General features: G+C 61.8%; 22 protein-coding genes and 1 pseudogene. 14 read left to right on the top strand and 9 right to left on the bottom strand.

From position 1 onward, the window contains the following. The first annotated feature begins 358 nt into the window (after window positions 1-358). The 3 genes from GH665_RS28490 to infA all read left to right on the top strand — a co-directional run bounded on the left by GH665_RS28490 (window position 359) and on the right by infA (window position 1,804). On the top strand, window positions 359-577 hold the full coding sequence (locus GH665_RS28490; protein WP_028194708.1) for a hypothetical protein: 219 nt from the start codon (window positions 359-361) through the stop codon (window positions 575-577). 542 nt (window positions 578-1,119) lie between these two features. After that, window positions 1,120-1,401: a hypothetical protein gene (locus GH665_RS28485; RefSeq protein ID WP_007177609.1), complete on the top strand. Its 282-nt coding sequence runs from the start codon at window positions 1,120-1,122 to the stop codon at window positions 1,399-1,401. 130 nt (window positions 1,402-1,531) lie between these two features. Continuing rightward, on the top strand, window positions 1,532-1,804 hold the full coding sequence (infA, locus tag GH665_RS28480; RefSeq protein ID WP_012427521.1) for a translation initiation factor IF-1: 273 nt from the start codon (window positions 1,532-1,534) through the stop codon (window positions 1,802-1,804). A gap of 219 nt (window positions 1,805-2,023) precedes the next feature. Here infA and GH665_RS28475 read toward each other — a convergent pair whose 3' ends face one another. After that, window positions 2,024-2,767, bottom strand: coding sequence for a GntR family transcriptional regulator (locus tag GH665_RS28475; protein WP_246216396.1), 744 nt, complete (start codon window positions 2,765-2,767; stop codon window positions 2,024-2,026). Between the two features lie 265 nt (window positions 2,768-3,032). On the opposite strand from GH665_RS28475, the gene GH665_RS28470 reads away from it, so the two are divergent. The 3 genes from GH665_RS28470 (at window position 3,033) to GH665_RS28460 (ending at window position 6,288) form a co-directional block, all read left to right on the top strand. Next, complete coding sequence (locus tag GH665_RS28470; protein ID WP_246216395.1) at window positions 3,033-4,274, top strand: cyanate transporter; 1,242 nt, start codon at window positions 3,033-3,035, stop codon at window positions 4,272-4,274. Window positions 4,275-4,550: 276 nt separating this feature from the next. Then, window positions 4,551-5,126, top strand: a complete 576-nt coding sequence (locus GH665_RS28465; protein ID WP_028194712.1) for an ANTAR domain-containing response regulator — start codon at window positions 4,551-4,553, stop codon at window positions 5,124-5,126. Window positions 5,127-5,136: 10 nt separating this feature from the next. After that, window positions 5,137-6,288, top strand: a complete 1,152-nt coding sequence (locus GH665_RS28460) for a CmpA/NrtA family ABC transporter substrate-binding protein (protein WP_153140555.1) — start codon at window positions 5,137-5,139, stop codon at window positions 6,286-6,288. A 29-nt stretch (window positions 6,289-6,317) separates the two neighbouring features. Here the strand turns inward: GH665_RS28460 and GH665_RS28455 are convergent, their stop codons facing one another. Continuing rightward, window positions 6,318-7,742 carry a sensor histidine kinase gene (locus GH665_RS28455; protein ID WP_153140554.1) on the bottom strand — a complete coding sequence of 475 codons (1,425 nt, stop codon included), beginning with the start codon at window positions 7,740-7,742 and terminating at the stop codon, window positions 6,318-6,320. Then, window positions 7,739-8,410, bottom strand: a complete 672-nt coding sequence (locus tag GH665_RS28450; protein ID WP_153142340.1) for a response regulator — start codon at window positions 8,408-8,410, stop codon at window positions 7,739-7,741. Before GH665_RS28450 ends, GH665_RS28455 begins: the two co-directional genes overlap by 4 nt. 139 nt (window positions 8,411-8,549) lie before the next feature. Between GH665_RS28450 and GH665_RS28445 the strand changes: the two genes are divergently transcribed. From GH665_RS28445 to GH665_RS38835, 5 genes are all read left to right on the top strand, one after another. Beyond that, on the top strand, window positions 8,550-9,638 hold the full coding sequence (locus GH665_RS28445; protein ID WP_153140553.1) for an ABC transporter substrate-binding protein: 1,089 nt from the start codon (window positions 8,550-8,552) through the stop codon (window positions 9,636-9,638). Between the two features lie 100 nt (window positions 9,639-9,738). Next, complete coding sequence (locus GH665_RS28440; RefSeq protein WP_153140552.1) at window positions 9,739-11,508, top strand: ABC transporter permease; 1,770 nt, start codon at window positions 9,739-9,741, stop codon at window positions 11,506-11,508. Then, on the top strand, window positions 11,501-12,568 hold the full coding sequence (locus GH665_RS28435) for an ABC transporter ATP-binding protein (RefSeq protein WP_153140551.1): 1,068 nt from the start codon (window positions 11,501-11,503) through the stop codon (window positions 12,566-12,568). Before GH665_RS28440 ends, GH665_RS28435 begins: the two co-directional genes overlap by 8 nt. A 70-nt stretch (window positions 12,569-12,638) precedes the next feature. Then, a complete protein-coding gene (locus tag GH665_RS28430) occupies window positions 12,639-13,715 on the top strand; it encodes a porin (protein WP_153140550.1) in 1,077 nt (358 codons plus the stop codon). A 175-nt stretch (window positions 13,716-13,890) separates the two neighbouring features. Beyond that, entirely contained in the window at window positions 13,891-14,040 is a 150-nt protein-coding gene (locus GH665_RS38835) for a hypothetical protein (RefSeq protein WP_167531021.1), read from the top strand. A gap of 39 nt (window positions 14,041-14,079) precedes the next feature. On the opposite strand, the gene GH665_RS28425 is transcribed toward GH665_RS38835, so the two are convergent. Together GH665_RS28425 and GH665_RS39250 are read right to left on the bottom strand one after the other, a co-directional pair. Next, on the bottom strand, window positions 14,080-14,520 hold the full coding sequence (locus GH665_RS28425; protein WP_153140549.1) for an ester cyclase: 441 nt from the start codon (window positions 14,518-14,520) through the stop codon (window positions 14,080-14,082). Window positions 14,521-15,117: 597 nt separating this feature from the next. Continuing rightward, window positions 15,118-16,026: pseudogene (locus GH665_RS39250) on the bottom strand (LysR family transcriptional regulator); the annotation flags it as partial. A 399-nt stretch (window positions 16,027-16,425) separates the two neighbouring features. Here GH665_RS39250 and GH665_RS28415 point away from each other — a divergent pair. Both GH665_RS28415 and GH665_RS28410 read left to right on the top strand, forming a co-directional pair. Further along, complete coding sequence (locus tag GH665_RS28415; protein ID WP_153140548.1) at window positions 16,426-17,484, top strand: Dyp-type peroxidase; 1,059 nt, start codon at window positions 16,426-16,428, stop codon at window positions 17,482-17,484. Then, window positions 17,477-18,280 (top strand): family 1 encapsulin nanocompartment shell protein, encoded by an 804-nt coding sequence (locus tag GH665_RS28410; protein WP_153140547.1) that lies wholly within the window; start codon window positions 17,477-17,479, stop codon window positions 18,278-18,280. The genes GH665_RS28415 and GH665_RS28410 overlap by 8 nt, the downstream gene beginning before the upstream one ends. Before the next feature lie 48 nt (window positions 18,281-18,328). On the opposite strand, the gene atpD is transcribed toward GH665_RS28410, so the two are convergent. Together atpD and GH665_RS28400 are read right to left on the bottom strand one after the other, a co-directional pair. Then, on the bottom strand, window positions 18,329-19,708 hold the full coding sequence (atpD, locus tag GH665_RS28405) for a F0F1 ATP synthase subunit beta (RefSeq protein ID WP_153140546.1): 1,380 nt from the start codon (window positions 19,706-19,708) through the stop codon (window positions 18,329-18,331). A 315-nt stretch (window positions 19,709-20,023) separates the two neighbouring features. Continuing rightward, entirely contained in the window at window positions 20,024-21,013 is a 990-nt protein-coding gene (locus tag GH665_RS28400; RefSeq protein WP_153140545.1) for a LysR family transcriptional regulator, read from the bottom strand. 273 nt (window positions 21,014-21,286) lie between these two features. On the opposite strand from GH665_RS28400, the gene GH665_RS28395 reads away from it, so the two are divergent. Beyond that, window positions 21,287-22,714, top strand: a complete 1,428-nt coding sequence (locus tag GH665_RS28395) for an aminotransferase-like domain-containing protein (RefSeq protein ID WP_153140544.1) — start codon at window positions 21,287-21,289, stop codon at window positions 22,712-22,714. An 18-nt stretch (window positions 22,715-22,732) separates the two neighbouring features. On the opposite strand, the gene GH665_RS28390 is transcribed toward GH665_RS28395, so the two are convergent. Beyond that, window positions 22,733-22,990, bottom strand: a complete 258-nt coding sequence (locus GH665_RS28390) for a MoaD/ThiS family protein (RefSeq protein ID WP_153140543.1) — start codon at window positions 22,988-22,990, stop codon at window positions 22,733-22,735. Window positions 22,991-23,032: 42 nt separating this feature from the next. Continuing rightward, window positions 23,033-23,584, bottom strand: coding sequence for a molybdenum cofactor biosynthesis protein MoaE (locus tag GH665_RS28385; protein WP_153140542.1), 552 nt, complete (start codon window positions 23,582-23,584; stop codon window positions 23,033-23,035). Between the last annotated feature and the right edge of the window lie 41 nt (window positions 23,585-23,625).

The following is a 23,625-nucleotide window of genomic DNA, read 5'->3' as shown; positions in this document are numbered from 1 at the left end:
TGATAAATCGCAGTGTTCGAGGGATGCGGCGCCGCTTGTGCTCCGAAGAGCCAGGCAAGGCGCCGGGGTTATGGCCGTCAGGCGAGGCAAGCACAACGCTGCCCGGCAGCGAGGCGCAATAACATGCAATAACGCGCCATTGTAACGACCCCACTCGACGACCGCGACCGCCACGGCATGAGGACGGCGCCGCGCAGTTTTATTGCGGGGCCGCATCGCGCGCAGCGCTTTGCGTGGCGCTCAACCAGACGACGTACACAGGTTTCAGTTGTTGCATCCGCACCGAACGATTTTTGTCCGCGTGGCCAGCGCTTTTTTTTCGTGCGATAAAAGAATCCACTCTTTCACGGAGCAACAGATGGCCACGCTCGAAGCGTTTCGTGCCGTGCTCGATGACGAAGGCACGCCGGAAATCATTCGCAATCACATCATCGATTCCCTGCAATACACGCTGCGCAATCACGGGCAGATTTTTACGTCGAAGGAAGTCGAATGGCTGGCCGGCTGGGACGACGCACGCATTCCGCTCGCCGCTTCACGCGAGTTGCAGAAGCGCGTCGCCGAAACCACCCGCTGAGGCCCGCCTGCACCATCACGGCGCCGCCTCGGGCGCGGCGCACCGGTCAGCGGCCGGCGCGCCGTTCGCAGCAGCCTTTTCTTGTCCAACGCCCCGCCGGTTGGGCGGTTTGCCCGCGCACGGAACTTTTTGCTATCCAATTAGCCCCATTTAGTGCATCATATTGGAATAGCTGTATTCCGCATCCGTAACACCGGCCGTATCAAGCACAGTTTCAATTGGCGTCTCCGCACCACCCCCGACTGTTCGACCGCCGCCTGTCGGCGATCCCGTCACTCCGGCAATGCGCCGCCTGCATTCGCCGTCGCGAGTTGTGCAGCTGAGTGGTTCAGCTTTTACGCGCCCGATGTCTGCGCGACATCAGCGTGTTTCTTCTCCATCGAATCCGCGATTTTGCGCGGCCGCGCTCATGCCCTTGCCATCGGGCCTGTGCCAACCCTTTTTTCCATGGCGGCGCGCCCCAAGGTGCAGCGCTGCCGGGCCTGTTGTGCCACGCGTAACACGCGTGACACGGGGGCCACGTAATACAGGACACGTGCTTCATGAATTCAGCTGTCAAGACGTACAAGGGTTACGAAATTCACCCGCTCGTCTATCCGCGCCGCCCGGCGGACGGTCAAACGAGCCGCAATCCGGACGCAGGCTACGACGCGTCGGTGCGCATCTGCCGCGTAGGCGCCAATCCGGCGGCCGACGGGCGTGTGTTCCGTCTGCAGTATCTGTTTCCGTTCGACGGCACGGGCAAGGCGCGCATTGCGTGCATGGCCCACGCCGAGCAATTGATCGACGGCCGTGTAGACGGCCAGTCCGTCGCCGATCTTTGAGCGGTACTATCAGCGAATCTGCTGGTGCCGCAGCAGCTGGCCTGAAAGCCAACTGTCAACCGTATCAGATGTTGCGCCAGGCTTAACTGCGTGGCCAACACCCACTTATCCCATCGACCAGGAGTTATGCATGGCGAAAGAAGAACTGCTTGAACTTGACGGTATCGTCGACGAAGTACTTCCGGATAGTCGTTACCGCGTGACGCTCGACAACGGCGTCGTGGTTGGCGCTTACGCATCCGGACGCATGCGCAAGAATCACATCCGTATTCTCGCGGGCGACCGCGTGACGCTGGAACTGTCGGTTTACGATCTGACCAAAGGCCGGATCAATTTCCGTCACAAAGACGAGCGCGCCACCGGTGGCGGCGGCGCACGCAATACGCAATTCCGTCGCCGTTAAGGCTGGCGGCACGCTGACCGTTCAACGACCTGCTTCGTGGTCGGTCAAGGCGTGGTGAACTGTTGTTGTCTGGTTGTTCGCGAAGCCTTTCGCGCGCCTTCTCCGGCTTGAATCATTGACTCGAGCCCGAGCGGCGCGCCTCGGCGCCGCACGCGTTACGCCCTCTTTACCTGCGCTTTCCAGCGCTGCCGTGCGCTTCCCTGCGCTTTCTGTGCTTTCCTACGCCCCGAACACCGCAACGAGATCCTCTCCGGCGGCGCTCCTGCGCACCTGCTCGACCACCCGCTCTTCCAGTTCCGACAGATGCTCGCGCATCGCCGCGAGTGCCGCATGCAGGTCTCCCGCATCGAGCGCTTCGATAATCTGCATATGCTCGTCCGCCGAGCAGGTCGAACCCTTCGACGGATCGAACAACGCCTTGTATAGCTCGGTCTTCGCGACGAGTTGCCCGACGAGACCAAGCAATTCCGTACCGCCCGCGAGTTCGGTCAGCAACACATGAAACTGGCCCGCGAGCCGCACGGATTCCTCGACCGCGCCCGCTCGTGACGCCTTCTCCTCGCCACGCACATGCGCGCGCAGGCGGCGCTTGTGAGCCGCACTCAAACTCCCGGATAAAGCCGCAACTATGCCGGCCTCGACGATCTGCCGGGCGCGATACACCTGCCGAATATCTTCTTCCGACGGCGACGGCACAAACGCGCCGCGATTCGCCTCGAGCACCAGCTTGCCCTCGAAACCCAGCCGCGCGAGCACCTTGCGCAACGCGCCACGCGTGCAACCAAACGCGGCAGCGAGATCGCGCTCGACCAGTTGCGCACCCGGCCGCAAACGGCCTTGCAATAGCGCCGCCGTAATCGACGCGTAAATGCGCTCTTCGATCGTGACCGGATCGTCTTCGATCACGGTGTGAGGAGGCGTTTCTGCAGCGGCAGACGAGGCACTTCGGGAACGTGGGGCCATGAATTCAGTAACGGAAATGGAGCGATGTCGCCGGGCATTGTAGCGATGGCGCACGACCAGCGCCATGTGTTCACGGCGCGGCTACACGGTAGCCTATACCGGGAATCACAAAAAATGGTTAACCATTTAATGATACTATTGTTGACCAAAAAAGTTTCGGATGAATTTTTCGCTCCCTTCGACACGCTGTTCCAGCCATGCCGCCAAGGTCGCGCAGCTTTTTTGCGCCTACCGGCAGCGTCCACCTCTCGCCTCCAGGTCCATTGTGAATTCGCACTCCAGCGCCACTTCAGCCCGTACCGACGCCACCCCTGCATCCCACGCGCTGACGTGGCGTGATGCCTTGTGGCTGGGCGTGATCGTGGTGATCGGCATCAACTTGCGACCCTTGCTGACGTCGATCAGCCCATTGATGACGACGATCCGCGCGGCAACCGGCCTGAGCTTCTACGGCGCGTCATTGCTGACGAGCCTGCCGGTTGTCGCGATGGGCATCGGCGCATTCGGTGCCGGTGCGCTGACCCGTACGATCGGCGAGACGCGCGGCGTCGCGCTCGGTTTGCTGGCGATCGGCCTGGCTTGCGGCGCGCGCTGGGCAACGGCAGCAAGCGGCGCCGGCCTGTTGTTGACGGCTGCGCTGGCGGGCGTCGGTGTCGCGGCGATTCAGGCTCTGCTGCCTGCGGTCATGAAGCAGCGCTTCCATACGCGGGTGCCGTTGGCAATGGGTGTCTTCTCGGCATCGATCATGGGTGGCGGCGGACTGGGGGCGCGCCTGAGTCCATGGGTGAGCAACGCAACGGGATCGTGGCATGCGGGGCTCGCGGTATGGGCTATTCCTGCGCTGATCGCAGTGATCTGCTGGTTGGGTCTGAATCTTCGGTCTTCGGCCGGCGTTGCAGCACAGCCCGCTGTCACGCGCCCCGTGGCGCCTCTTTTGTGGCGCAAACGGCGCGCGTGGACACTTGGCCTTTACTTTGGCATCGTCAACGGTGGGTACACGACGCTCGTCGCGTGGTTGCCCGCGTTTTATCAGCAGCGTGGCGTGAGTGTCACGGATAGCGGCTCGTTGCTTGCCAGCATGACGATGTTTCAGGCAGCAGCAGCTTTATTGCTTCCGCTGGCCGCAGCGCCATTCCGGGACCGGCGGCCGTGGCTGGTTCTGGGCTTGTCCGCCCAGTTCGTCGGCTTGCTCGGGTTGATCCTATGGCCCGATGCGGCGCCGTTGGTCTGGGTCGGCGTTGCCGGCGCCGGACTTGGCGGGACGTTCTCGTTGACACTCGTGACCGCCATGGATCATTCGGCCGATCATCGCGTCGCGGGAAAACTGGTCGCGTTCACTCAGGGTGTCGGGTTTATCGTCGCCGCCGTCGCGCCCGTTTTTGCCGGGATCGTTCGCGGCTGGAGCGGCGGGTTTGGGGCTGCATGGATCATGCTCGCAGTTAGCATAGCCGCCATGATTGCAGTCAGCTGTCTGTTCTCACCCCGCAGTTACGCGCGGTGGTATTGATCGGCGCACGCGTTCCCTTTCTCTACTTTGCCCGGCCGGGCGTCATCGCAGAACTGGCCGCCGGCATGAAGAGTGCGGGCTGCGCTGCAGGTGTGGTGTGGCGTGGTGTGATGTGGCGCCCCGCTTCGGTGCACACCCCGCGGACGCACCGCGCAAGTGCAGCCTCCTTTCCCGGCACCGCTGATAAGCCCGTGATTGCGTTAGCTTCGCCGTGATTGGCTGGCACTGGCATACAGGTTGCTTTATCGATGGTCAGCCGTCGATAAACCCTACCCCATGCTGCGTGTTCTTCTCGTTACCGATACCGACAAGCCGATAGGCGATCTGCGCGACGCACTCGCACGACTTGGCTACGAGATGCTGGCCGGCACGGCGACGCCGCAAGCGCTGCACCGCGTGGTGCAGAGCGAACGGCCGGATGTCATCATCATCGATACGGAATCGCCGTCACGCGATACGCTCGAACAGCTCGCGGTGATGAATGCCACCGCGCCCCGTCCGGTGCTGATGTTCAGCCACGACGCGAACCAGCAACTGATTCGCGACGCGGTCGGTGCGGGCGTCACGGCCTATCTCGTCGAAGGGCTCGCCACGGAACGGCTCGCGCCGATTCTCGAAGTGGCGCTCGCACGCTTTGCGCAGGAGTCGCAGCTACGCGAACGGCTCGCGCAAGTCGAAAGCGAACTCACCGAACGCAAGCTGATCGATCGCGCCAAACGCCTGCTGATGGATCAACAGAAGATCACCGAACACGCTGCGTACGCCAACCTGCGCAAACGCGCAATGAACCAGGGCGTCAAACTCGCCGAAGTCGCGCGTGCTGTTATCGCGTCGGCGGAATCGCTCAAATGAAGCGCCGCTCATGAACTCTGCCGCCTCCGCCTCCCCCTCGTCCGTGCCTGCACCGCTCGAGAAAACTCATCTTCGGCTCGGCTTCGTCGCACTGTCCGATGCGGCGCCGCTCGTCGCCGCCAAGCTGCTCGAATTCGGCCACGCCCATGGCCTGACGCTGGAGTTGTGCCGCCAGCCGTCATGGGCCGCCGTGCGCGACAAGCTGCTGTCCGGCGATCTCGATGCGGCGCACGTGCTCTACGGCCTCGTCTACGGCGTGCAACTTGGCCTCGGCGGTCCGCAAACGGATATGGCCGTGCTGACGGTGCTCAATCGCAACGGCCAGGCGATCACGCTGTCAACGCGCCTCGCCGATGCGTTGGCCGAACACGGCAGCTTGCCCAAAGCGTTGGCGACGCTCGGCCGCAAGCCGGTGTTCGCGCAGACCTTCCCCACCGGCACGCACGCAATGTGGCTGCCCTACTGGCTCGCGTCGCAAGGCGTGCATCCATTGCGCGATACCGAGAGCGTGGTGATTCCACCGCCGCAAATGGTCGCCGCGCTTTCCGAAGAGAAGCTCGACGGCCTCTGCGTCGGCGAACCGTGGAACGCAATGGCGGAAGCGAACGGTGTCGGCAGAACAGTCGCTTATACGAGCGAGGTGTGGCCCGATCATCCCGAGAAAGTGCTGGCATGCCGGCACGATTTTGTCGGCGCGAATCCGAATACCGCGCGCGCCCTCGTCCAGACGATGCTCGAAGCATGCCGCTGGCTCGACGGCGCCGGACATCGCGAGGAGATTGCACACTGGCTTGCGCGGCCCGAGTTCATCGGCATCGACGAAGCGTTGATCGCAGCGCGCTTCGGCAACGAAATCGCTGCCTCGGCGCCGCGCGGCCTGCCGGTACGGTTCTTCGACAACGGCGCGGTGAACTACCCGCGCGCCGCCGAGGGCGCCTGGTTTCTCACGCAGTTCGAACGCTGGGGCATGATCGACGCACGCGCGGATTACGCGGAAATCGCGGCGCGGATCAATCAGACGCAGTTGTATCGCGAAGCAGCCGCACGCGTTGGCGTAGCCGTGCCTGGCGATGAACATTCTCAACGGCTCATCGACGGCAAGATGTGGGGTAGCGAGACGGTAGCTACGGCCTACGCGAGGAGCTTCGCTATCCGCGCATAGCGAGCATTGCGGTGATTACAGCGTGGTCATCACGCGAGCACGGCCTTTAACGTCGGAAACCGCACGCTGACCACAAGACCACCGCCGGGCGCCTCACTCAACGCGATCGATGCGCCGTGCACGCGCGCAATTTCCCGCACGATCGACAAGCCCAGCCCGCTACCCTCGACCGCTTGCGTCGCCTCACTGCGATAGAAGCGCTCAAACACCGCATCGCGCTCGCCGACGTCAATCCCCGGTCCGTTGTCGATCACCTGCAGCAGTGCCTGTCCGGCTTCGCATGCAACGCGCACGGTAATCACCGCCCCATCGCCGGAATAACGAATTGCGTTATCGATCAGATTGCCGACCAGTTCCGCCAGCAGATCGCTCTGCCCCATCACCTCGATACGCACGTCCTGTTCGAAGCCTAGATCGATGCCACGCGAGCGTGCCACCGGCGACCAGTCGAGCGTCACACTGCGCGCTACCTTGTGCAGCGGCACAGCGGCATGTTTGACGGTATATCCGCTGTCCGCATCGAGCCGCGAGAGCGACAGCAATTGCTGCACGATGCGCACCGCCTGCTGCACCGCGCGATTCAGCCGCCGCAAATGCACGCCTTGCCGGCGGTTGCCTATCGAGGTTTCTTCACCACCGTCGATATCGCGCAGCGCCAGCTCCGACTCGGCCTGAATGATCGCAAGCGGCGTCTTCAACTGATGCGCGGCGTCGTTGAAAAATCGCCTGCGTGACAACTGCATTAGCTGCGTACGGCCAATGTACTGATTGATCGAATCGACCAGCGGCGCGACTTCGCTAGGCAAGCCCACCGTATCGAGCGGCGTCGGATCGTTCTCGGCACGCGCGGCGACTTTGGCCGACAGGCGGTTCAGCGGCCGCAAGCCGCGCGCAACCCCCAGCCATACAATGCCTAGCGCGAGCACCACCAGCAGGAATTCCTGTTGCAACGAGCCGATCAGAATCTCGCGCGCCAGCGCCTGGCGCTGTTCGATCGTTTCGCCGACCCGCACCAGCACCACGCGCGTTTGCGCGCTCGGCACGTCGTGGACCGGCAGCCGCAGCATCGCAATGCGCAGCGGGCGACCACGAAACATGTCGTCGTAAAACTGCACGCTGTAGAGATCGCCAGACGCCTTCGTGCCTGCCGGCAAGTCCGGATAACCGGTCACCACCCGGCCACCCTCCTCGCGAATCTGATAGTAGATATTGCCGCCGCCGTTGGATTCGAACATCTCCAGCGCCAGATACGGCAAATCGACTTCGATCTGGGCGTCGCGCAAACGGATGCCGTCGCGGATCGAGCGCAGCGAAAACTCCAGCGTGCGATCGAAGGCCGCGTGCGCCGCGTTCATTGCGCGTTGATACGTGAGCCATGCATCGAAAGCGAGTAGCAAAAGCAGGGGCAGCAACAACCAGAGCGCGACGCGAACGCGCAGATTCGGCCGCGTCATGCGTCTTTCGCTTCCAGCAGATAGCCGAGCCCGCGCAACGTCACAATGCCGACCGAACTGCGTTCGAGCTTCTTGCGCAAACGGTGCACATAGATCTCGATGGCCTCGGCATTCACCGATTCATCGAGCCCGAAGATTTTCTCCGAGAGTGTGTCCTTGTTGATCGCGCGGCCGTTGCGCAGGATCAGCACCTCGAGTACCGAACGTTCACGCGGAGTCAACGCGAGCGGCTCGCCGTCGAGCGTGAAGCCACGATCGACACTGTCGTAAAGCAGCGTGCCGCACTGCGCGTGCAGCGGTTCCTGCCCATGACTGCGGCGCAACAGGGCCCGCGCACGCGCCTCAAGTTCAGTGAGCGCGAAGGGCTTGGCGAGGTAGTCGTCGGCGCCGAGATCGAGGCCGCGCACGCGCTCTTCCACCGAACCATGCGCGGTCAGCATCAAGACGGGCACCGCGTTGCGCCGCGCGCGCAGACGGCGTAACACTTCGAGGCCGTCGAGCTTGGGCAGACCGATATCGAGAATCACCAGTGCGTAGTCTTGCGTGCGCAAAACATGGTCGGCGGATTCGCCGTCGTGCATGCAATCGACGGTGAGTTTCGCGCTGGTCAACGCGTCGGTCAGCGAGCGGGAAAGGATCGGATTGTCTTCAACCAGCAGCACACGCATAAACAGAATCCCAGGGAAATCCATGAGGCGGATTCGACCATTGTGACGCATTTCTTTCGAAAACTGAAAGCATTCAGAAAGCACGCTTCTCTTACCATTCGCCTACACAAAACAAACACAATGTTTTCTGGAGGAAGACGTGCAAATCTCTTTGAAGTATCTCGCCGTAGCGGTTGCATTCGCCGCAAACTCAGCTTGGGCGGCCTTTCCGGCCGGCTATCCCAGCGACTATCAGGCCACCGTCGACGCGGCAAAGAAGGAAGGCAAGCTGATCGTGTATTCGGTCACGGACACTGCCCTCGTGCGCCCGCTCATCAAGGATTTTGAAAGCTTGCACGGCATCAAGGTCGAATACAACGACATGAACAGTACCGAGCTGTACAACCGCTACATCAGCGAGAACGCCGCCAGCAGCACCAGCGCCGACGTGTTGTGGAGCTCGGCAATGGACCTGCAGGTGAAGCTCGTCAACGACGGTCTGATGGCCAGCTACGAATCGCCCGAAGCGAAGCAGCTTCCGCAATGGGCGCAGTATCAGAAGCAGGCATACGGCACCACCTACGAGCCGCTCGCGATCGTCTACAACAAGCGCCTGCTGCCGGCCGGCGAAGTGCCGCAAACGCGCGCCGATCTGATCAAGCTGCTGCAAAACAAGCCCGATCAGTTCAAGGGCAAGGTCACGACATACGACATCGAAAAATCCGGTGTCGGCTTCAACTATCTGACGCAGGACGCGCGCGTCAATCCGCAAGTCACGTGGGACCTCGTGAAAGCCATGGGCGCAACCGGCCCGAAGCTGCAATCGAGTACCGGCGCGATGATGGAACGCATCTCGTCGGGTGAAAACCTGATCGGCTACAACATTCTCGGTTCGTACGCGCTCACCAAAGCAAAGAAAGACCCGTCGATCGGCTACGTCTATCCGAAGGACTACACGCTGGTGGTGAGCCGCCTCGTGACGATTTCGAAGAAGGCGCAAAGCCCTAATGCCGCGAAGCTGTGGGTCGACTATCTGCTGTCGCAACGCGGTCAAACCTTGCTCGCAAACCAGGCCAGCCTGTTCTCGATTCGCGCGGACGTAGACGGTGAAACGTCGATGGCCGGTCTGACGAAGCAGCTTGGCGACTCGCTCAAGCCGATCCCGATCGGCGCCGGCCTGCTGGTGTATCTCGACCAGTCCAAGCGGCTTGAATTCCTCAAGCAATGGCAACAGTCGATCAAGCGTTAAGCCTCGACTGACCTGACGGCGCGCGCGCCGAAACGCGCGGGCGCCCTACCTTTCCTGACTACCTGTCGATATGCGGCTTTTACGCTGCAGGGGGACACTCATGCTTTCCACTAGCGCAACCGGACACCGCGATGCCTCACCACGCGCGGCCGACGGCGGCACGATAGGCGCGCTGCCGCGCGGCGGTCTGCAGCCATTTGCGGGCTTGCTGCGCTGGCTCGTCGTCGCGGTGCTGACCGTCGCGGTGGCGCTGCCGCTCGGCTTCATTCTGCTGCAAAGCGTGCTGAACGCACCGTTCTTCGACGCGAAACGCACATTCGGTCTGACCGGTTTCGAATTCATTTTCAACGACCCCGACTTCTGGTCCGCGCTGAAGAACTCTTTCATCATCGCGGGCGGGATGCTGTTCATCTCGATCCCACTCGGCGGCATTCTGGCGTTCCTGATGGTGCGCACCGACTTGCCTGGACGCCGCTGGCTCGAACCGCTGCTGCTCACCCCCGTGTTCGTTTCGCCGATGGTGCTTGCATTCGGCTACGTGGTCGCGGCCGGCCCGGTCGGTTTCTATTCGGTCTGGTGGAAGGCATTGTTCGGCGCCGCCGAAGCGCCCTGGAGCGTGTATTCGGTTCTCGCAATCACGATCATCGTCGGACTCACCCATGTGCCCCACGTGTACCTGTATTCGTCGGCGGCGCTGCGCAATCTCGGCTCGGATGTCGAAGAAGCCGCGCGCGTCGCCGGAGCGCGGCCCTTCCGCGTCGCACTCGACGTCAGCCTGCCGATGACGCTGCCCGCGCTGCTGTTCGCGGGCGTGCTGGTGTTCTTCCTCGGCTTCGAAGTGTTCGGCCTGCCGCTCGTGCTCGGCGACCCCGAAGGTCACCTCGTGCTGGCGACGTATCTGTACAAGCTCACGAACAAGCTCGGCGTGCCTTCGTATCATCTGATGGCCGCGGTCGCCGTATGCATCGTCGCAATCACTTTTCCGCTGGTGCTGCTGCAACGACGCTTGCTGAAGAGCGCGAACCGCTTTGTCACGGTCAAGGGTAAAGCGGGACGTCAGACCTTGTTGCCGCTCGGCGCATGGCGTTGGGTTGCATTGGCAATCGTCGCGCTGTGGCTGCTGCTCACGGTGTTCGTCCCGCTCTCCGGCATCACGCTGCGCGCGTTCGTCACCAACTGGGGCGAAGGTGTGAATCTCGCCGACGTGCTGACGCTCGCGAACTTCACCGAACTGTTCGAACAGGACAACCTGGTTCGCGCGATTCTCAATACGCTCGGCATCGGCGTGATCGGCGGCGCGCTGGCCGTGGGTTTCTATTCGCTGGTCGCCTTTGCGGGCCATCGCCGTAACGACTGGGCCACGCGCCTGCTCGATTACCTCGTGCTGCTGCCGCGTGCGGTGCCCGGCTTGCTCGCCGGTCTCGCCTTCCTGTGGATCTTCCTCTTCGTGCCCGGTCTGAAGGAATTGAAGAACTCCATGTGGAGCATCTGGATTGCCTACACGGTCGTGTGGCTCGCGTACGGCATGCGCCTGATTCAAAGCGCACTGCTGCAAGTCGGACCCGAACTCGAAGAAGCAGGCCGCAGCGTCGGCGGAACCCGCGCGCGCGTCAGTCTCGATGTGACGCTGCCACTCGTGCGCTTCGGCCTGCTCGCGGCATGGCTGCTGATTTTCATGATTTTCGAGCGCGAATACTCGACCGCCGTCTATCTGCTCTCGCCCGGCACTGAAGTGATCGGCGCACTGCTGGTGTCGCTGTGGGCGACCGGCGCGGTCGATCAGGTCGCGGCGCTTTCTGTCATCAACATCGCGATGGTCGGCGTCGGACTCGGCGTCGCCCTGCGCTTCGGAGTGAAATTGCATGGATAAGCTCTCGGTCGACAACCTGTTTCTCAGCTATGGCGACAACCCGATCCTGAAGGGTGTGTCGTTCGACCTGAACCCCGGCGAAGTGGTGTGCCTGCTCGGCGCGTCGGGCAGCGGCAAGACCACCCTGCTGCGTGCGGTCGCGGGACTCGAGCAGCCCTCCTCGGGCCGTATCGAACTGGACGGCAAGGTGTTCTTCGACGGTACCGCTCAAGTCGATCTGCCGGTCGAACAACGCTCGCTCGGCCTCGTGTTTCAGTCGTATGCGCTATGGCCGCATCGCACCGTGGCGGACAACGTCGGCTATGGATTGAAGTTGCGGCGCGTATCGGCCGCTGAGCAGAAAAAACGCGTGCAGTCCGCGCTCGACCAGCTCGGCCTCGGCCATCTCGCCGCGCGTTATCCGTATCAGCTTTCCGGCGGCCAGCAGCAGCGTGTGGCGATTGCGCGTGCGCTGGTCTACAACCCGCCCGTCATTCTGCTCGACGAACCGCTGTCGAATCTCGACGCCAAGCTGCGTGAAGAAGCGCGCGCCTGGTTGCGCGAACTGATCGTTTCGCTGGGTTTGTCCGCGTTGTGCGTCACGCACGACCAGACGGAGGCGATGGCGATGTCCGATCGCATCCTGCTGCTGCGCAACGGGCGCATCGAACAGGAAGGCACGCCAGCCGAACTGTATGGTGCGCCCCGCTCGCTCTATACCGCCGAGTTCATGGGCAGCAATAACCGCATCGACGCGCGCGTGGCCGCGGTCGACGGCGAACGCGTGACGCTGGCCGGTGACGGCTGGCAATTGCAGGCGCAGGCGCGCGAAGCGCTCAGCGCCGGGCAAAACGCGCAGGCCGTGATTCGCCTCGAGCGTGTGCAGGTCGCCGATGGTCCGGGCGCGAACCGCCTCGAGGCCGATCTGATTACCTCGATGTATCTCGGCGACCGCTGGGAATACCTGTTCCATTGCGGCGATCTGCGCCTGCGTGCCTTCGGCCACGTACCGCGCGCGGCCGGCCGTCACTGGATTGAATTTCCCGCCAACGACTGCTGGGCGTTCGCGCAGGCGAGCTAACACGTGTCGATGGACCTGGCAGCACCGCATCCCCAACCGAAGTAAAAAAACCAAGCACAGGAGACTGTTGATGAAGTGGAGTATGAAGAAGGCAACCCTTGGCGTGACCTGCGCCGGCCTCGCCGGATTTGCAGCAACGGCACATGCGCAATCGAGCGTGACCTTGTACGGCATCGTCGACGCAGGCGTCGAGTATGTGAATCACGCGAGCAAGGACGGTGGCGCCGCGCGTCTCGTGTCCGGCGGCAAGAACACTTCGCGCTGGGGCCTGCGTGGCGTCGAGGATCTGGGCGGCGGCCTGAAGGCGGTCTTTCAGTTGGAAAGCGGTATCAACATTGCGAACGGTCAGTTCGACGACGGCCCCGGCGCGATCTTCGACCGCCGCGCCACGATCGGCCTGAAAAACCGCTTCGGGCAAATCACGCTCGGCCGCAATTTCACGACCACCTATGACTACATGCTGCAGTTCGACCCGATGGGTTACGCACCGAACTACTCGTGGGCGACCTCATCCACGGCGACGGGTGGCCGCAAGGACGGTTTGTTCTCGCGTTCGGCCAATTCCGTGCGCTATGACGGCACATTCTCCGGCTTCAAATTCGGCGCCATGTACGGCTTCGGTAACGTGCCGGGCAGCATGAAGTCGAGCTCGAAGTATGACTTCGGCCTGGGCTACGAGAATGGTCCATTCGCCGTGGTCGCCACGTTCGACCGGCAGAACGGCGCCAACGACAGCGTGACGCCCGCGGACACCACCAACTACATCCAGGGCATTCACGCGGGCTTGAGTTATGACTTCGGCGCGGTGAAGGCGATGGCCGGCTATCGCAACTATCGGCGCACCTTCCACACCGCCGCGCCGACGTTGCGCAGCGATATGTACTGGCTTGGCGGTCAATACGACGTGACGCCGTTCTTCTCGCTGTTTGCCGCGGTCTATCATCAGGACATCAAGGATGCGAGCGACGCCGATCCGACGCTGATCTCACTGCGCGGGCAGTACGCGTTGTCAAAGCGAACCGTGCTGTATATGGCGGGCGGTTATGCAATGGCCAAGCATGGCAACGCGGTCAGCCTGTCGCGCGATCTAACCGGCGCGGCGGATACGCAAACGGGTGTGACGGCGGGGATTCAGCATCGGTTCTGATGCATTGGTGCGGCTAAAGCAGAGCGAGGCGCGCCGAGGATCAATCCTTCGGCGCGCCTCGCTCGTCTGGTTTTAGATAGCTCTATACCATTCGATCGCCTAGAATAAATCGAACACACTGAACAGGCGCCCGCGTCGTTATTAAATTCGCGCCCATGCCCGCAGGAGACACGCCATGTCACAGACAAGCCGCGATACCCCTGAGACGCCGCGCCACGGTCTGCTATGGTTTGTTGCATTGTGGCTGCTCGGCGTCGGCGGCACGGCACTACTCGTGCTGCCGTTTCATCTCCTGGTCGCGGCAGCAATCCATCACGCGCATTGACACTTTTCCCGGCGCTGACGCGTCCGTACCGGCCGCAACTCAAGACCGTCCAAGCGTGGGCGGCAACTGCCCAAGCTGCCGGAATACCGATAACCAGTCCTCCAGGTGCCACGTCTTCGCGATCAGACTTCCGCGCATCTGATGGAAAGAGTGAATCGCGAAACTGATGTGTCTGGAACTGGCAGCAATGCCAAGTAGCTCCCCGGTTTGCGTGCCGCTGATCTCCGCACGAACGCCTACCCGGTCCCCATGAATCAGCACGTCGAGAATCGCGATTTTTATATCCGGCAACGCTGTGGCAATGCTCGCGAATATGGGCACCATCTGGTCGGGTCCTGGCGCCACGCCGACGGGCTCGGGAATATATTCCCAATCCGGGGTCACCACCTTTCGTAACAAGGGGACGCTTTTCTGCTCGAAGGCGCGATAAAGCCCTTCAATCGCTTCACGGGTGATAGCTTCGTCGGTCGATACGGTCATGTCCGGTTACTCCTGAAGATTGCATGGTGCCCGCGATCAGGGTAGCGGTTTGCGGAAAATGGTGCCGCCATAACCGAGCACGATATTGTCGACTTCAAACGGTGACGCTTCCTGCGCTTCGAGGATAAACGCCACATGGCCGGAGGTCAGTTTGCCGGTTATCGCGGCGACCAGGTCGTCATCGAACGCGTCCTTGATTGCGTGCTCAGCCAATCCGCCGCTCGCCCCGATCGTGAAGCCAAGGATCGACCCGACCGGCCCCCCGAGCATTCCGATCAGACCGCCAGTTAGCGCACCGATCACTGTGCCCCAAAACGGCCGGGTCTGCTTGTCGAGCAAAATCAGCTTACCTGTAGCATCCTTTTGAACCAGTACGCCACTCTCGATTTTGAAACCAAGGTCTTTTTCCTCAAAATTCCTGAAATCCCGGCCCGCTCTTTCGGCAACGTCCACGCTGTCGAAAACTGCAACAATCAATTGCTGTGCCATTTGATAACTCCTCGTATCACTGACGGTGTCTATCAAAGATAGTGATTTTCGCAGCGCGTGCCATCGGTTTATTTCCGATGTATGGCATCGGTCGAAGTGAGCATCGACGTCCGCGCGCACTCTACCGAGAATGTCCGGCGTGCAGTTGTTTAGCATCGTCACAATCAGCCGTACCCGCGTGGAGACCTCGCGCTGTGTCTGACTCAGGAGATTCAATTCCAATGGCGGCAGGTCGACACCCGGCAGAATGCGAACCAGCCGCCCGTCCGCGAGCGCTTCGACACACGCCGGTTCTTCCAGCACACCGATGCCCGCACCCGAGAGGATCATTTCATACATCGGCCGCCAATGACTCGTCTTGATCGCGGTGCGGATCGGCACGCTCTCCACCACCGTCGCGACGTGCCTGAGCGGCAACTGGTCCGTGCCGAACATGCCCTGCACCCGGATGAACGGATGCTTCACCAGTTCAGACGGCTCGGCAATCGGACCGTGCCGGCCCAGATAACCCGGTGCGGCAACCAGCACGCGCCCAACCTGACCCAACTGACGGGCAATGAAGGCCCCTTCGCCCAGTTGCCCAAGACGAAATGAAATGTCCACGCCCTCCGTCACCAGATCGACGATCCTGTCGTTCAGAACCAGTTCCAGCTCCAGTTGCGGATAGGTTTCACGCACCCGCGTCAACACCTCCGGCACGATCGTTTCGCCGAAGCAGTGCGGCGCCGCGATACGAATCGTGCCCTTGAGCTCCTCGCCGTCGTTCGACACCTCGGCGACCGCCTGCTCCACGGCATGCAGGATCCGCTTGCTGCGCTCGTAGAACGTGAGCCCTTCAGGCGTGCAATTGAAAGCGCGCGCGCTACGCAGCAGAAGCCGGCAGCCCAGATACTTCTCGAGCCGCTCGATGCGCTCGCTTGCGGCCGGCTGACCGATATTGAGGTCTCGCGCCGCGCCGGAAATACTCCCGCGTTCAACCATCCTTACGTAGATGCGCATGGCTTCGAGCAGATTCACCGTACTCAACCTCCATTCGCAATGCGAATTAATTGGCGTCGCCTTCTGGGCCAGAATAGCGAAGCCTGTTCGGATGGTAACGGTATGACAGGAGAATAAAAGACCGTCAGACCCAATATGAAGTATCGAAACAGACGCAGAGATTGACGACAGAATAATGTCGAAGCATATCGGCGCCCAATCACGCCTCACACCGCATTGGCACAACGCCGGCTGGCTCAGCCCGCGAAACGCTATCGAGCCGCCATTCCGCCCTCGCAAGGCGCGTACGAACTCGTTGAAGACCTTCATGCACTTTCCATAAAGTGCCTCGGCGGTATAACATCCCCGGGTGTATAGCAAACAGAAAGCATTCGCTCCATTCCTGGAATCCGTGACGGTTTATCAATAATCAATCCGATGCCTAAAGACGACATCCCAGAACCGCAAGCCGTATGTAATAACATTACCCGTAGCGCGATCTTCATCGTCGCGACCCTCAAGGATGGTCAGGACCCCGCTGAACAGGTGCGTGCGTGGTGCGGCGACGTTGCCGCCCTGGTGCGCTCGGTGGGCAAGCGCGTCCCGTCCGGCAACCTGTCGTGCGTGGTCGGCTTCGGCTCCGACGTGTGGGACACGCTGTTCGGCGCGCCGCGCCCGGCGGCGCTGCATCCGTTTCGCGAATTCGGCTCGGGCGAACGCCGCGCCGTGAGCACGCCCGGGGATATCCTGCTGCACATCCGCGCCGATCAGATGGACCTCTGCTTCGAACTCGCCACGCAACTGGCGGGACGGCTTGGCGATGCGGTCACGGTGATCGAAGAAGTGCACGGGTTTCGCAACTTCGATCTGCGCAGCATGGTGGGTTTCGTCGACGGTACCGAGAATCCGGAAGGTCGCGAGGCCGTGGACTTCACGCTTATCGGCGACGAGGATCGGGAATTCGAGGCCGGCAGCTACGTCATCGTGCAGAAGTACCTGCACGACATGACCGGCTGGAACGCGCTTTCGGTCGAGACCCAGGAGCGCATTATCGGCCGCACGAAACTGTCCGATATCGAACTCGACGAAGCGGTCAAACCCACCTGTTCGCACAGCTCGCTCACCACGATCACCGAGAACGGCGAGGAAGTGAAGATCCTGCGCGACAACATGCCATTCGGGCGCCCCGGCATGGGCGAGTTCGGCACCTACTTTATCGGCTATGCGCGTTCGCCCGAACCGATCGAGCAGATGATGGAAAACATGTTCGTCGGGCGGCCGCCGGGCAACTACGACCGGCTGCTCGACTACAGCCGCGCGGTCACGGGCAACCTCTTCTTCGTGCCGTCGGCCAGCTTGCTCGAGGCGCTCGCGGATCGCGATCCGCAAACTGCCGCCGTTGTCGCGCAAGCGCCCGACTCCTCTTCATCCACCGGGCCGCGTCATGACGGCTCGCTGAATATTGGCTCTCTCAAGGGAATCTCTCAACATGAATAATCTGCATCGCGAGCTTGCCCCCATCTCTCATGCCGCCTGGTCGCAGATCGAAGACGAAGTGGCTCGCACCTTCAAGCGCAGTGTTGCCGGCCGTCGCGTGGTTGACGTCAAGGGTCCTGGCGGAACCGAACTATCCGGCGTCGGCACCGGGCACCAGATCGCGATCACCGCGCCGCAGCAGGGCGTTGTGGCGAAGCTGTCCGAGGTCAAGAGCCTTGTCGAGTTGACCGTGCCGTTCGAACTGCAGCGCGAAGCGATCGACAGCGTCTTGCGTGGCGCAAAAGATGCTGACTGGCAGCCCGCGAAGGAAGCCGCAAAAGAACTCGCCTACGCCGAAGATCGCGCGATTTTCGACGGCTATAAGGCCGCGGGTATCGGCGGCCTGCGCGAAGGCTCGTCGAACCCGGCGCTCGCGCTGCCGGCCGACGTTGCCGCTTATCCGAACACGATTAGCAACGCGCTCGAAGAACTGCGGCTTGCCGGTGTCGACGGTCCCTATTCCGTGCTGCTTGGCGCCGACGCCTACACGGCACTCGCCGAGGCGCGCGATCAGGGTTATCCGGTCATCGAACACATCAAGCGGATTGTGAGCGGCGACGTCATCTGGGCGCCCGCGCTGGCAGGCGGCAGCGTAATCTCCACGCGCGGCGGCGATTTCGAATTGCACCTTGGCGAAGAGCTGTCGATCGGTTATTCGAGCCATACCGACACGGTAGTGCGCCTCTATCTGCGCGAGACGCTGACCTTCCTCGCGCTGACGAGTGAAGCATCGGTGTCGCTGACCCAGGCCGAATAAGGCAGGTCAAATAAGGCAGCCGGAACAGGCGCCTGCACAGGCCCGGATTTACTTCATTTTCCGGGCCTTTTCGAAAGCCTCGTCGATCTTGCCGACCATGTAGAACGCCTGCTCCGGCAGGCTGTCGCATTCGCCGTCGACGATCATCTTGAAGCCACGGATCGTTTCCTTCAGCGATACATATTTGCCCGGCGTCCCCGTGAATACTTCGGCGACATGGAACGGCTGCGACAGGAAACGCTGGATCTTCCGCGCACGCGCCACGGCGAGCTTGTCTTCCGGCGCCAGTTCGTCCATACCCAGAATCGCGATAATGTCGCGCAGTTCCTTGTAGCGTTGCAGCGTTTGCTGCACGCCACGCGTGATCGAGTAGTGCTCTTCACCGATCACGTTCGGGTCGATCTGACGCGAGGTCGAATCGAGCGGGTCCACGGCCGGATAGATACCCAGCGAAGCGATGTCACGCGACAACACGACGGTTGCGTCCAGGTGGCCGAAGGTCGTAGCCGGCGACGGGTCGGTCAAGTCATCCGCAGGGACGTACACGGCCTGCACCGACGTGATCGAACCGGTCCTGGTCGACGTAATACGCTCTTGCAGCTTACCCATTTCTTCAGCCAGCGTAGGCTGATAGCCCACTGCCGACGGCATACGGCCGAGCAGTGCCGACACTTCGGTACCGGCCAGCGTGAAACGGTAGATGTTGTCGACGAAGAACAGCACGTCCAGACCTTCGTCACGAAAGTATTCAGCGATCGTCAGACCGGTCAGCGCGACCCGCAGGCGGTTGCCCGGTGGCTCGTTCATCTGGCCGTACACGAGCGTCACCTTGTCGAGAACGTTCGAGTCCTTCATCTCGTGATAGAAGTCGTTCCCCTCACGGGTACGCTCGCCAACACCGGCGAACACAGAGTAACCACCGTGTTCTTTAGCGATGTTGTTGATCAGTTCCATCATGTTCACGGTCTTGCCCACACCGGCGCCACCGAACAGGCCAACCTTACCGCCCTTCGCGAACGGGCAGATCAGGTCGATAACCTTGATCCCGGTTTCGAGCAGTTCGGTCGACGGCGACAACTCCTCGAATGCCGGCGCCTTCTGGTGAATCGAACGCGTGTGCTCGCTATCGATCGGCCCTGCTTCATCGATCGGACGCCCCAGTACATCCATGATGCGGCCGAGGGTCGCCTTCCCGACTGGCACGGAAATCGGGTGACCGGTGTTTTTCACCATCAGGCCCCGGCGCAAGCCGTCCGACGAACCCAGACAGATGGTGCGGACCACGCCGTCGCCCAACTGCTGCTGGACTTCGAGCGTGAGGCCCGAGCCTTCCAGCACCAGCGCGTCGTAGATCTTTGGAATGTGCCCGGGCGGAAACTCCACGTCGATAACAGCGCCGATGCATTGCACGATCTTGCCTTCAACCATCGTCAAACCTCATCGCGTTTTGCGGAATCGAGCAAACAGGCAGCGAATGCCGGAAGCTAAATGAGCGAGCTGCGCGAACGAACTGCGTTGTCTATGAAAGATAGTCATTCCCCTCAAACTTGCCACTTGTTCTTCCCAATTCCTGCTATCGGTTAAGGAATCGCCTATCCAGCCCGCTCGCTGGCCAAGCTGGAAACAGCCTGAGCCGATATTTAGAATCGGCACGCGGCGGATGTTTCCGCCTGGCAAGTTGCTCGATAATCCAGGCGGAGTGACTTCGCCGGGAAAACAGAAGCTGACCCGCTCGTCGAGGGCTCAGGCCCGCAACGACGGTTTCAGAATCGCGGACACCTCATCGTCGGGAAGTACTTCAAAGCGATTTGTCACTGCGCCGCAATCGACGTGCACTCTTTCCAGAATTTCCGACGTGCACTTTCTCAACATCGTCACCATCGTCCGCACCCGTGGCGGCACCGGACGTTGCGCCTGCGTCAGTACATTCAGATCGAATGGCAGCACTTCGAATTCCGGCAGGATGCGGACCAGCCGCCCGTCCGCGAGCGCCTCGACACACGCCGGTTCTTCCAGCACACCGATGCCCGCACCCGAGAGGATCATTTCATACATCGGCCGCCAATGACTCGTCTTGATCGCGGTGCGGATCGGCACGCTCTCCACCACCGTCGCGACGTGCCTGAGCGGCAACTGGTCCGTGCCGAACATGCCCTGCACCCGGATGAACGGATGCTTCACCAGTTCAGACGGCTCGGCAATCGGACCGTGCCGGCCCAGATAACCCGGTGCGGCAACCAGCACGCGCCCAACCTGACCCAACTGACGGGCAATGAAGGCCCCTTCGCCCAGTTGCCCAAGACGAAATGAAATGTCCACGCCCTCCGTCACCAGATCGACGATCCTGTCGTTCAGAACCAGTTCCAGCTCCAGTTGCGGATAGGTTTCACGCACCCGCGTCAACACCTCCGGCACGATCGTTTCGCCGAAGCAGTGCGGCGCCGCGATACGAATCGTGCCCTTGAGCTCCTCGCCGTCGTTCGACACCTCGGCGACCGCCTGCTCCACGGCATGCAGAATCCGCTTGCTGCGCTCGTAGAACGTGAGCCCTTCAGGCGTGCAATTGAAAGCGCGCGCGCTACGCAGCAGAAGCCGGCAGCCCAGATACTTCTCGAGCCGCTCGATGCGCTCGCTCGCGGCCGGCTGACCGATATTGAGGTCTCGCGCCGCGCCGGAAATACTCTCCCGTTCAACCACTCTGACGTAAATCCGCATGGCTTCTAGCAGATTCATGGTGCCGATTCTCCCTGTGTACCGATTTCGTATCATCCGAATCCGTTCTTACGCATCGCAAGGCCCTGGCGTGGGGACCTGGCAATGCGTATTCGATGGAGTACAGAGTAAGGTCGGGCCGTCGCTCGCAGAGTGCACAAATCGGACCGGCTCGGGCCAGTACAGTTCTGCTACGATCTCGGCACCAGCCGTGCGACACAGCCACGGGAGCGCGCATCAGCCGGCGCGGAGACCGGGACACATGCGGCGGCAAAACGCTAAGGGAATCGTCCGATGAATCTCTACGAGAAGCTTGCAGACGATATCGAGAAACTGATCCGACAAGGCGTGTACGGGCATGGCGAACGTCTGCCGTCGGTACGGCAGACCAGCCAGCAGCATCGGCTGAGCGTGACGACCGTCATCCGCGCCTATCTGCTGCTCGAAAGCCGTGGCTTGCTAACGGCGAGGCCCCAGTCGGGCTATTTCGTCAACTTCCGGGGCGACGGCGGCGAGCGGAAAGCGCTCGAGCTCCGGCCATCGAAACCGATCCCGATTTCGTCGCCGGTCGACGTGAGCCGCCTCGTGCTGTCCACCTTGCGCTCGATCGGTGTCGACGACGCCGTGCCGCTCGGTTCGCCCTATCCCGATGCCAGTCTGTTTCCATTCGAGAAGCTCAACCGCTACGCTTACGACGCGGGACGGGGCAAGACCCGCTGGGGCGTGACGGATGCGCTGCCGCCCGGCAACGCGGCACTCATGCGCCAGATCGCGCGTCGTTACCTCGAGAACGGCATGGCGGTCGATCCGAACGAGATCGTCATCACGGTCGGCGCGACTGAAGCAATCAACCTGTGCCTCCAGGCGGTCGCGAAACCCGGCGACGTGATTGCCGTCGAGTCACCGACCTTCTACGCGATGCTCCACGCGATCGAACGGATGGGCATGAAAGCGATTGAAGTGTCGACGCATCCGGAACACGGCATCGATATCGAGGCGCTGGCCGCGATTGTGGAATCGCAGACCATCGCGGCCTGCATGGTCATGCCGAACTTCCAGAATCCGCTGGGCTTTCTGATGCCCGACGAACGCAAGCGCGAACTCGTGCAACGCCTGACGAAGTGGGACATTCCGGTCATCGAGAACGGTGTCTACAACGAATTGCACTATGACAGCACGCACCCGAGTACGTTGAAATCCTTCGACACGAAGGGACTGGTGCTGCACTGCGGCTCGTTCTCGAAGACCCTGACGGCAGCGTACCGGATTGGTTGGGCGCTGCCGGGCCGGTATCGCGATCAGGTCGAGAAACTCAAGTTTCTGAACACCCTGACTTCTCCGTCGATTCCGCAAATGGCGATTGCGGAATTCCTCGAACGCGACGGCTACGAGCATCACCTGCGACGAGTCCGGAGAGCGTATGCGCAGCAGGCCAATCTGATGAAGGCCACAGTCGCGCGTTTCTTCCCTGAAGGTACGCGCATGTCCAACCCGGCCGGCGGATATGTGCTGTGGATCGAACTGCCGCCCAAGGTCGACGCCATGCGGCTCTATAAGCTCGCGCTCGATGAAGGCATCACCATCGGCCCGGGCTACATGTTCTCGGTCTCGGAGACGACCTATCGGAACTTCATCCGCCTCAATTACAGCAGCGCCTGGTCGAGCGAGATCGAACAGGCGGTGATTACCGTCGGCAAGCTGGTTGCGATGTGCGCCGGTTAGCGTCCTGTCGGCGGGCTGCTAACCGCCCGTGACGGGCGGAAAGAAAGCGATCTCGCTGTCCTCGCGCACGACAAACGTATCGGCAACCATCTCGTGGTTGACGGCGGTACGCAGCGGCCGGCCCGCGCGCAGCGCTTCGGCCATGCGCTCGTCTCGCGACGCGAGCCTGACCCGCAGGCCATCGACGGCAAGCTCGGGCGCGTCGATGTGCACGATCTCCTCGGAAATGCCGAGTTGTTCACGCACGCTGGCGAAATACCGGATGGTGAGTTTCATTCGTCTGTTCCTGTGGCTGGCCCGGTATGGGCGAACGGCACGTCACCCCCACCGCAACATCGACTGTTCATCGCGGCTCCTGGCCTCGACCCATCTGACCGAACCGTCGCGGTGAATTTCCTTCTTCCACAGCGGCGCGTGGGCCTTCAGGAAGTCCATCAGGAATTCACACGCGTCGAAGGCGGCCCCGCGATGCGGCGCGGCGACTACGACGAGTACCACCGCGTCGCCGAGCGCGACACGGCCGACCCGATGCACGATCTTCACGGCTTCGAGACGCCATCGCGCGATCGCCTCCTCGACGATGCTGCTGAACGACTGCTCGGTCATTCCCGGGTAGTGCTCGAGTTCGAGCGCGACCACGTCGCCGACATCGCCGCATTGGCGCACCACGCCGAGAAAATTCACGACGGCGCCCACGTTGGGATTGCGCATGACCGGCATGATTTCCGACTGGATATCGATCGGCTGGCGCTGGACACGCACGTCGAACTCCGTCGCGACAGCGTCCGCCAGAAGCACTGGATCGCTGGCAAACTCGCCGACGTGGCTGGCATCGGACTGTGGGCGATCACTGGACGACGGTGTTGTCATGGCGGCTCTCCAGTCTGTGTCTGCTTCGCAATGGCTGGCCC

It is taken from the genome of Paraburkholderia agricolaris, assembly GCF_009455635.1.
GTDB classification, from domain to species: Bacteria; Pseudomonadota; Gammaproteobacteria; order Burkholderiales; family Burkholderiaceae; genus Paraburkholderia; species Paraburkholderia agricolaris.
The sequence above is the reverse complement of the archived record's forward strand: the minus strand, read 5'-3'. Positions and strand labels throughout refer to the sequence as shown.

What these genes read in the sequence shown, in the direction of transcription:
- GH665_RS28490 (WP_028194708.1), top strand. Translation starts at nt 359, where the DNA reads ATGGCCACGCTCGAAGCGTTTCGTGCCGTGCTCGATGACGAAGGCACG.
- GH665_RS28485 (WP_007177609.1), top strand. Translation starts at nt 1,120, where the DNA reads ATGAATTCAGCTGTCAAGACGTACAAGGGTTACGAAATTCACCCGCTC.
- infA (WP_012427521.1), top strand. Translation starts at nt 1,532, where the DNA reads ATGGCGAAAGAAGAACTGCTTGAACTTGACGGTATCGTCGACGAAGTA.
- GH665_RS28475 (WP_246216396.1), bottom strand. Translation starts at nt 2,767, where the DNA reads ATGGCCCCACGTTCCCGAAGTGCCTCGTCTGCCGCTGCAGAAACGCCT.
- GH665_RS28465 (WP_028194712.1), top strand. Translation starts at nt 4,551, where the DNA reads ATGCTGCGTGTTCTTCTCGTTACCGATACCGACAAGCCGATAGGCGAT.
- GH665_RS28460 (WP_153140555.1), top strand. Translation starts at nt 5,137, where the DNA reads ATGAACTCTGCCGCCTCCGCCTCCCCCTCGTCCGTGCCTGCACCGCTC.
- GH665_RS28455 (WP_153140554.1), bottom strand. Translation starts at nt 7,742, where the DNA reads ATGACGCGGCCGAATCTGCGCGTTCGCGTCGCGCTCTGGTTGTTGCTG.
- GH665_RS28450 (WP_153142340.1), bottom strand. Translation starts at nt 8,410, where the DNA reads ATGCGTGTGCTGCTGGTTGAAGACAATCCGATCCTTTCCCGCTCGCTG.
- GH665_RS28440 (WP_153140552.1), top strand. Translation starts at nt 9,739, where the DNA reads ATGCTTTCCACTAGCGCAACCGGACACCGCGATGCCTCACCACGCGCG.
- GH665_RS28435 (WP_153140551.1), top strand. Translation starts at nt 11,501, where the DNA reads ATGGATAAGCTCTCGGTCGACAACCTGTTTCTCAGCTATGGCGACAAC.
- GH665_RS28430 (WP_153140550.1), top strand. Translation starts at nt 12,639, where the DNA reads ATGAAGTGGAGTATGAAGAAGGCAACCCTTGGCGTGACCTGCGCCGGC.
- GH665_RS38835 (WP_167531021.1), top strand. Translation starts at nt 13,891, where the DNA reads ATGTCACAGACAAGCCGCGATACCCCTGAGACGCCGCGCCACGGTCTG.
- GH665_RS28425 (WP_153140549.1), bottom strand. Translation starts at nt 14,520, where the DNA reads ATGACCGTATCGACCGACGAAGCTATCACCCGTGAAGCGATTGAAGGG.
- GH665_RS28415 (WP_153140548.1), top strand. Translation starts at nt 16,426, where the DNA reads ATGCCTAAAGACGACATCCCAGAACCGCAAGCCGTATGTAATAACATT.
- GH665_RS28410 (WP_153140547.1), top strand. Translation starts at nt 17,477, where the DNA reads ATGAATAATCTGCATCGCGAGCTTGCCCCCATCTCTCATGCCGCCTGG.
- atpD (WP_153140546.1), bottom strand. Translation starts at nt 19,708, where the DNA reads ATGGTTGAAGGCAAGATCGTGCAATGCATCGGCGCTGTTATCGACGTG.
- GH665_RS28400 (WP_153140545.1), bottom strand. Translation starts at nt 21,013, where the DNA reads ATGAATCTGCTAGAAGCCATGCGGATTTACGTCAGAGTGGTTGAACGG.
- GH665_RS28395 (WP_153140544.1), top strand. Translation starts at nt 21,287, where the DNA reads ATGAATCTCTACGAGAAGCTTGCAGACGATATCGAGAAACTGATCCGA.
- GH665_RS28390 (WP_153140543.1), bottom strand. Translation starts at nt 22,990, where the DNA reads ATGAAACTCACCATCCGGTATTTCGCCAGCGTGCGTGAACAACTCGGC.
- GH665_RS28385 (WP_153140542.1), bottom strand. Translation starts at nt 23,584, where the DNA reads ATGACAACACCGTCGTCCAGTGATCGCCCACAGTCCGATGCCAGCCAC.